This window comes from Microcystis sp. LSC13-02 (assembly GCA_002282935.1).
Classification (GTDB): domain Bacteria; phylum Cyanobacteriota; class Cyanobacteriia; order Cyanobacteriales; family Microcystaceae; genus Microcystis.
Genome location: MTBT01000112.1, coordinates 1 through 7,432, shown reverse-complemented (window position 1 = coordinate 7,432; position 7,432 = coordinate 1). Strand labels below are relative to the sequence as shown.

Sequence of the window (7,432 nt, the reverse complement as noted above, 5' to 3'; positions counted from 1 at the left end):
GCAGGTGCGAAACCCCGCAAGGGAAAGAAGCAGAAACCTAAATCGTGAGGTTTGGGAATCACCGTCCGTTTTACGGCGGTGAGGATGTCAATATGGTATTTATTGGCTATTAGCAGCGGATTATTTTGAACGTACAGTGATCGAGCAACGCTTAGAAACCCTAGCGGCGATCGAAAGTGAGATTTTAGCCAATCTGCACCCGGAACCTCGTATTCATAGTTGATTGCACTAATAGGGACAAACCCTATCTAAATTACTCGTTCAACTCAATTTCTCTCTTAGAAAAGGGTAAATCTTGATTAATTGCCTCAATTTCTTCCTGTTCCATTTGATTGATTTCCTGGATATAATTGCGGAGAATTTGAGTCATTTTGCCATGATAAAAACGGTGTAAACTGTGATTAGCAGTAGCGGGAAAACCCCGTCTTTTTTTATGTTGTCCTCCCGCACCGGGGTCAAACATGGTAATACCTTGACTAATTGCCCAATCGATCGGTTGATAGTAACAAGCTTCAAAATGTAAACAGTCGTACTCTTGAAAACTGCCCCAGTAACGACCATAAAGATTAGTATCTTTGCGAATACAAAAAGATAAACCCACCGGTTTAGTATCCTTTTCATTTTGGTAGGCAGTAATCAAAACCACTCGCTGACGATAATTCGGATATAATTGTTCAAAAAATTTCTGTGTCAGGTATTTACTTCCCCAGTAAAATTTATCACAGGTACTGCTATAAAACCGATAAATTAACGGGAATAAATGATGGGGAATTTCTTCAGCGGCCAGAGTTTTAATAATTAACCCCGCATTAGTCACTGCTTTCCGTTCCCGTTTAATATTGCGGCGTTGATTAGCATTAAAAACTGTCAGATAATCTTCAAAACTTTGAAAACCTTTGTTATTCCAAATATAACTATGATGTAACCAGGGAGTAAAGCCAAAATTTTCCATTAAAATTCGCCATTGGGGATCAACAAAAAGAAAATGACAACCCGACAGATGATTTTGGTCACAAAAATGATCGATCGCCGCTATCATTAAAGCAGTAATCTCCAGTTCATTTTCCCCCAGAGCAATTAAAAAACGATAACCCACCGCAGGAGTAAAAGGGATCATTCCTAACAGTTTCGGATAGTATCTAATCCCCAAACGATGGGAAAGATCGGCCCATTGATGGTCAAAGACAAATTCACCGTAACTATGACTTTTAATATACAAAGGAGCGGCGGCAATTAACTCAGTACCGCGCCAAACTGTTAGATGAGCAGGTTGCCACCCCGCGCGTCCCGTGGCGCTGCCGGAAGTTTCGATATTATGTAACCATTCCCACTCTAGAAAGGGAGTAGTTAGGGGTTGAGCGAGAGCATCCCATTTTTGTTGGGGAATCTCACTCATTTTATCAATCCAAACGACAGAATATTGGGGTTTAAGCTGTTCTACCATGGGACAAGATAAGTCAACCTTTTTATTTAAGGTAATCTAGTTTTGAGATTTATGGGACTGCCGTTCAAGGGAATAATGTAAAAAAATTTCTTCTTCCACGGTTTCCACGCTCAAAAGTCGCAATTTTCTGGCATAATCAGCCATAAATCCGGTTCCTCCCAGGGGATTTGCCGCTTTATTGCCTCCTAACAGCAACGGACAAATAGTTAGATGGATTTCATCGATTAAATCTTCAGCTAAAAGAGAGGCAATTAATTCACCTCCTCCCAGAATCGCCAGCTTTTTAAGACCTAAAACCGTAAATTGACTAAAAATAGGCTTCCAATCACCGCAGACTAAGACAAGCTCAAATAAACCCCGATTTTCCCATGCTGCCACTTTTTCTGCTGCCGTGATTAACCAGCGAGGGAAAGGCTGCTGAAAAAATTTCATCCGGGGGTCAAGCTGACCTGAATGAGAACAAACGATCTGTATCGGCTGCGGAGATAATCCCCGTTGTTGACGGTATGCGAGAAAATCGGGATGACGAATAGGAAGACTGGTGTGATAAGCGCGCAGGGTGTTAGCACCGAATAAAGCGGCATCCATGCGCGATAAATGTTGTTCTAGACGCATTTTATCGGTAGCCGAAGCAAATCTGGCCGCCGATTGGTAGGCGTCGGCAATTTTACCATCGGCACTCATGGCTAAAATAACGGTGGTGTGAGGACGATTCATGGCAAATGATCGGGGATATCACCCGGTCCGATTGGTGAATAGGCTAGTATAGTCTGGAGTTTGATAGCAAGAATCAAACCGATTTCTGCCCATGTCTATCGGTCAATCCTCCTTTCGTCGTATTCTGCTCTCTCGCTTACTCCTAGTCAGTGTACCTGTACTACTAATGGGAGTTTATATTACCTATCGTAAGGCGCGATCAGCTTTTTTGGAAACGGCCCGTCAAAATCTCACCGAAAGTGCCATCAGAAAAGCAGACAATATTGAGCAATCAATTCAATTTTTGCAGTCCAATCTTATCACTGCGGGGGAAAGTCTGGTTTTAAAACAGGGAACCTTAGCCGAAAAAGAAGCTTTTTTACAACAATTAACGGCACGGCTTCCTAATCAGATTAACTGTGTGGAATTAATTGATATTAAGACCAAGAAACCTTTATTAAATCGAGCCTGTGAGCCAGAAATTATCAAAGTTTTGCCCCTAGAAAGATGGACAGAAAAACCGACTAGCTTTGCTGGGAATATCGAAAATATTTTAGTTAGAGGTTTACCCCGACAATTTCTAACTAAATCTCCCAATAATAATCGTCAATTAGAATTAGTTTTTGCCGTTCCCATCTACGATAATCAAGGACAATTACAATCTAGTCTGATTCTGCAAGCTTCTCTACTTTACGGTGAGAAGGTTTTACCCGGTTCTTTGTCAGGTTATCCCGTGGTTATTTCTGAAAATGGCATTATTCTCGCTCATCCCTATTTTCGTCGCATTGGTAGGCATATCAGTCAAGAAGCTGATGCTGAACGTCTCAATCTGATCATCGGTAATGCTATTAGAGGTCAACAGAGATTTCTCCATTTATTTTCTTTCGAGAAAGATGGCAAAGAATTAGTCGCTGGTTATAGTTCCCTCACCAGTCCAGTTACGGGAGAATCATCCCAAAAATGGATAGTTTTAGCCATTAGTCCCCTCACCCAAGCTCTGGCTCCTCTACAACAAATTTGGGAGGCAATTTTTTATCTGATTTCTGGTTTATTATTAGCTTATTTAGTAGCTATTGTACTGATTGCCAGGGATTTAGCTAGACCTTTAGAAAAACTGCGAGATTATGCCTTAAATGTTCAGAAAATTCCTTCACAAAATATTACACCACAGAACTTTAATATTCGAGAAATTAATCAGTTAGCCTCGGCCTTAGAGGAAATGCTCGAACGTTTACGCCTTTGGGGAGAGGAAATAGTTAAGAGTCGGCAAGAAGCGGAAAATGCTAATCAATTAAAAAACCAATTTTTGGCGAATACTTCCCACGAATTACGCACCCCTCTCAATGGTATTATTGGCTCAATTCGTTGCGTTATGGATGGATTTTGTAATAGTGAGCAGGAGGAAAAAGAATATCTGCAACAAGCGGATAATGCAGCTGTACATCTTTTGGAAATTATTGATGATATTCTCAGTATTGCTAAAATAGAAGCGGGCAAACTTTCTGTTAATCCTGAACCAGTAGATTTACACCAAATTATCAATGAAGTTATTAATTTACAAACAGCATCGCTGCAACGTAAGCACTTAAAATTCAATCTACTTTTTTGTCCAGAAATTCCTATAGTCTGTGCTGATACCACTAAATTAAAACAGGTAATTTTGAATGTTATTTCTAACTCAATTAAATTTACTGATACAGGCACAATTTCTTTGATAACTCACTTAGAACATCCACAGGCTATTATTACTATAATCGATACAGGAATCGGTATAGACCCCCAGCAACAATCAAAATTATTTCGCCCTTTTGTGATGATTGATGGTTCCACAACCAGAAAATTTAGCGGTACGGGTTTGGGATTAGCTATTTCTAAGAATTTGATGAAAATGATGGGGGGAGATATTACTATCTCTAGTCAAGGTCAAGGTTTAGGAACAACTGTGGAAATTATTCTTCCTCTAGTGGGGGAAAGAAAGCTTGATTCTACCCCAGAGGAAACCTCATCTTTGCCGATTATTCCCTCTCTTAAAAGCTAAAATATCTCTATTTAATTTCTGTAATTTATGAGGAATTTAGTTTATAATTCCTCTAAACTTTCTACAGGCAAATTAACCACCTGATAAGCACCAAAAACCTCGATCGCATCAGTATAATTGGTTAATTCTTCTAAAGTTGCCGAGATTAAATGCTGTTGATCTGGATTAATTTCTAGATCGATAAAAAATATGTATTCCCCTAAAGATATTTTAGTTGGTCGCGATTCGATCCGAGATAAATTAAGCTGACGTTTGGCAAAAACTTCTAAGGGTTTGACTAAAGCTCCGGGTTGATCTAAAACCTGAAAAGCGAGGGACATTCGCTCACCTTGGGGATGGGAAGTTAAAGCCATTATCCAAAAACGGGTACAATTATCGGGATAATCATTAATTGGTTGTATTAATATTGGTACATTATAGAGTTTTGCCGCCCGGGGAGAAGCAATCGCGGCCGAATTACCCTCTCGATCGAGAATTTGAATCGCTTCTGTGGTAGAATTGGTGGGAATAATTGGCACGGTAGGTAAATTGTTTTCTAGCCATTTTTGACATTGGGCTAAAGCTTGGGGATGGGAATAAACGGTTTTAATTTCTGTTAGCGATTGTCTAGGAGATAGAAGTGCATGGGAAATCGGTAAAACTAATTCTTGTTGAATCTGTAACCCGGGTAATTGCCATAAAGCATCAAGAGTCATTACCACACTTCCTTCGGTGGAATTTTCCACCGGGACGACTGCTAAATCGGCCTGATTTTGGACAACCGCTCGCAGGGCTAAGGCAATGCTAGGATAGGGTATTAATTGACGAGGCTGGGGTGGTAAACTATTAGCATAGGCTAAAGCGGCTGTTTCTGAATAGGTTCCCACCGGGCCCAGATAAGCGATCTTTACAGTCATTTAGATTATCCCCGCAAGCAATTTTTTCTAGCTATTACAGCCTTTTTCATAAATATCAAGTATAACCTAATTTGGTATTGACTCCTATCTCCTATCTGCTGGATTCTGCTATAATCATGTCAAGTCAGCTTCACTTTGTTTGATGGTCAATTGACTGATTTTTTGGCGAGTTTCCTCGATGGTTAACCCTTGGGCTAAATCCCCCAATTCTTTGAGAAGATCATTAGTTAAGGAGAGAGATATTTGGCTATCCTGACCCGATAAATAGACAACTTTGGCTAATTCGGCCAGTTTAACTTTTTTGCTGGTGCGATTTTGGTAACTGACCGAAAACCCGTTAATCTCCGCAGCCTCTTGCTGGATAATTGCCGATTTTAAACGTTCCTTGAGATGTTCCATCTCTGTATCTAAAATCCTCCATTGCTGGTAAATTTCCCAATAACGATTAGTTAATCTTTCCAGATTCTCACCCGCGGGATCGGGAGTAATTAAATGGGAAAGCTGCAAAAGACGATGATGGATTTGGGCCGTATATACAGGGTCTTTTTGTGCATATTCTAGCTGGGCTGCGGTTAAAGGTCTTTTGCCCCAATTCCCCCCCTGTTCACTTTTATCAATAGCGGGAAAATGACAAAGACATTCAGCCACGGTTTTTAGTTGATAATTGGGTAAAGGAGCAATATAGTAGGGAACCTTTTTAGCTAACTCTAGGGTACAAGTAATTTTTTTAACTTTGCTTTTACCGCCCAAAAATTTACAATCATAACTAGCATTGTGAAAAACCTTTTCTATCCGGTCAACCAGCATGATTTTAGTGATAAAATAGTTAGTAAGATCGGGTCGATCAAGAACATCCAAAATTGTCACCCGCTCACCCGTTAAGTCCGTGGAATCAGCAAGAATTTGAATCAGAGACAAACGGGGAGTCTTGCTATCGTAATCGGCTACTTCCGTATCTAACCAAAGAATGGGAAAATGGCCAAAGTGATCGATCGCATTCCTAATAGCGTCGGATTCCGTTAAATAAGGCATGGTTGCAGAGGCTGAAAAATGTATCAAAAAATCTTGATAGCAGTAGATTTGTCGGAGATGGGGGAGAGTGTCTTTAAGGAGGCTGTATCCTTAGCCAGTAAGTACGAAGCTAACCTCCTACTACTGCACGTCCTTTCCCCTGAAGAAGATTATAGCCCTTTACCGATTCCACCCAATTTAGCCGATATTTACCCCGCCCAGGGCAATGATCTCACTCTCGATTTTTGGCGGCAACAATGGGAAGAATTCGAGCAGAAAGGGGTGGCCATGTTGCAAAAAAGAGCTAATCAGGCGGGAGAAATGGGTGTCAAGGGAGAATACCGGCAAATTTACGGTCATGCCGCCAAAACTATCTGTAAAGTGGCGCGAGAGGAAAATATTGATTTAATTGTCATCGGTCGGCGTGGGCGATCGGGTCTAGGAGAGTTATTCTTAGGTAGTGTGAGTAATTATGTTCTCCATCATGCCCCCTGTTCCGTCTTAATTGTTCAACATCGTCAGGGCTAAAAATTCCCGTTAGCTATTCCCCCCTAAAATCCCCAAACGATTAAAAGGAAAAAAGCGAAAAACCGCCCTACCAATCACGTTATTTTCCGGTAAAAACCCCCAGATATGGGAGTCATTGCTATTATTGCGATTATCTCCCATGACAAATAAATTATTCTCTGGCACGAGCAAAGGTATTAAATTATATTGAGGGGATTCTAGAATATAATCCTCTGACAAGGGTTGATTATTCAGGTAAATTTTGCCCTCCTTGACAGCAATCACATCCCCTGCTGTGGCAATCACTCTTTTAATAAAAGCTTGGTTCTTTTGGTATCCCTGTAATTGTAATTGTGCCGGCGGTTCAAAGACGACGATATCCCCCCGTCGAGGGGGATGGAAATCGTAGGAAAGTTTTTCCACTACTAAGCGATCGCCCTGTGCTAAGGTGGGTAACATAGAATCAGAGGGGATAAAACGAGGTTCAGCCACAAAAGTGCGAATCAGTAGGGCTAAAATTAAAGCTATAGTGATAATTTGCAGATTTTCTCGAATAGAAGCCCAAAAACTCTTAGATTTGTCCTTATTAATTTCTTGTTCTTGCATTATTACCCAGATGATGGTTGGTTTGACATACTCCCACCGTCAAGCTACGCTGTGATGGGGGATTCTTGCCACATCGCTGTTAGAAATTCCTTGTTCAACGAGACAGCTTAGATTCTCAATGTCTCCACTGAAAATCTTTCTTACCGGACTCTCCCAAGGCGTTTGGGTCGGTTTCTGTTTGCCCAACAGTACCGTTGAGATGATTTCCCAAATATTTCAACCCTTTTTTAAGAA

General features: G+C 40.8%; 7 protein-coding genes and 2 pseudogenes. 3 read left to right on the top strand and 6 right to left on the bottom strand.

All coding sequences use genetic code 11. The features are described 5' to 3' along the window. Positions 1-91: 91 nt before the first annotated feature. A pseudogene (gene miaE / locus BGL89_RS06900) lies at positions 92-223 on the top strand (tRNA isopentenyl-2-thiomethyl-A-37 hydroxylase MiaE); the annotation flags it as partial. Positions 224-253: 30 nt separating this feature from the next. Here miaE and BGL89_RS06895 read toward each other — a convergent pair. Both BGL89_RS06895 and BGL89_RS06890 read right to left on the bottom strand, forming a co-directional pair. Beyond that, positions 254-1,444 (bottom strand): GNAT family N-acetyltransferase, encoded by a 1,191-nt coding sequence (locus tag BGL89_RS06895; protein WP_286825059.1) that lies wholly within the window; start codon positions 1,442-1,444, stop codon positions 254-256. 36 nt (positions 1,445-1,480) lie between these two features. Beyond that, on the bottom strand, positions 1,481-2,161 hold the full coding sequence (locus BGL89_RS06890) for a RibD family protein (RefSeq protein ID WP_286825058.1): 681 nt from the start codon (positions 2,159-2,161) through the stop codon (positions 1,481-1,483). Positions 2,162-2,252: 91 nt separating this feature from the next. Here BGL89_RS06890 and BGL89_RS06885 point away from each other — a divergent pair, with 91 nt between their 5' ends. Further along, positions 2,253-4,178 (top strand): sensor histidine kinase, encoded by a 1,926-nt coding sequence (locus tag BGL89_RS06885; protein WP_286825057.1) that lies wholly within the window; start codon positions 2,253-2,255, stop codon positions 4,176-4,178. 41 nt (positions 4,179-4,219) lie between these two features. Here the strand turns inward: BGL89_RS06885 and pheA are convergent, their stop codons facing one another. Both pheA and BGL89_RS06875 read right to left on the bottom strand, forming a co-directional pair. After that, positions 4,220-5,074 carry a prephenate dehydratase gene (gene pheA, locus BGL89_RS06880; RefSeq protein ID WP_286825056.1) on the bottom strand — a complete coding sequence of 285 codons (855 nt, stop codon included), beginning with the start codon at positions 5,072-5,074 and terminating at the stop codon, positions 4,220-4,222. Between the two features lie 114 nt (positions 5,075-5,188). Then, complete coding sequence (locus BGL89_RS06875; protein WP_286825055.1) at positions 5,189-6,106, bottom strand: ribonuclease D; 918 nt, start codon at positions 6,104-6,106, stop codon at positions 5,189-5,191. Positions 6,107-6,124: 18 nt separating this feature from the next. Here BGL89_RS06875 and BGL89_RS06870 point away from each other — a divergent pair, with 18 nt between their 5' ends. Beyond that, complete coding sequence (locus BGL89_RS06870) at positions 6,125-6,613, top strand: universal stress protein (protein ID WP_149987986.1); 489 nt, start codon at positions 6,125-6,127, stop codon at positions 6,611-6,613. Between the two features lie 9 nt (positions 6,614-6,622). Here BGL89_RS06870 and lepB read toward each other — a convergent pair whose 3' ends face one another. Then, positions 6,623-7,198, bottom strand: a complete 576-nt coding sequence (gene lepB / locus BGL89_RS06865) for a signal peptidase I (protein WP_286825054.1) — start codon at positions 7,196-7,198, stop codon at positions 6,623-6,625. 39 nt (positions 7,199-7,237) lie between these two features. After that, positions 7,238-7,432 (bottom strand): annotated as a pseudogene (locus BGL89_RS06860) (RNA-guided endonuclease TnpB family protein); the annotation flags it as partial.

Excerpts from the sequence above, each read along its gene's own strand:
- BGL89_RS06895 (WP_286825059.1), bottom strand. The coding sequence starts at position 1,444 with ATGGTAGAACAGCTTAAACCCCAATATTCTGTCGTTTGGATTGATAAA.
- BGL89_RS06890 (WP_286825058.1), bottom strand. The coding sequence starts at position 2,161 with ATGAATCGTCCTCACACCACCGTTATTTTAGCCATGAGTGCCGATGGT.
- BGL89_RS06885 (WP_286825057.1), top strand. The coding sequence starts at position 2,253 with ATGTCTATCGGTCAATCCTCCTTTCGTCGTATTCTGCTCTCTCGCTTA.
- pheA (WP_286825056.1), bottom strand. The coding sequence starts at position 5,074 with ATGACTGTAAAGATCGCTTATCTGGGCCCGGTGGGAACCTATTCAGAA.
- BGL89_RS06875 (WP_286825055.1), bottom strand. The coding sequence starts at position 6,106 with ATGCCTTATTTAACGGAATCCGACGCTATTAGGAATGCGATCGATCAC.
- BGL89_RS06870 (WP_149987986.1), top strand. The coding sequence starts at position 6,125 with ATGTATCAAAAAATCTTGATAGCAGTAGATTTGTCGGAGATGGGGGAG.
- lepB (WP_286825054.1), bottom strand. The coding sequence starts at position 7,198 with ATGCAAGAACAAGAAATTAATAAGGACAAATCTAAGAGTTTTTGGGCT.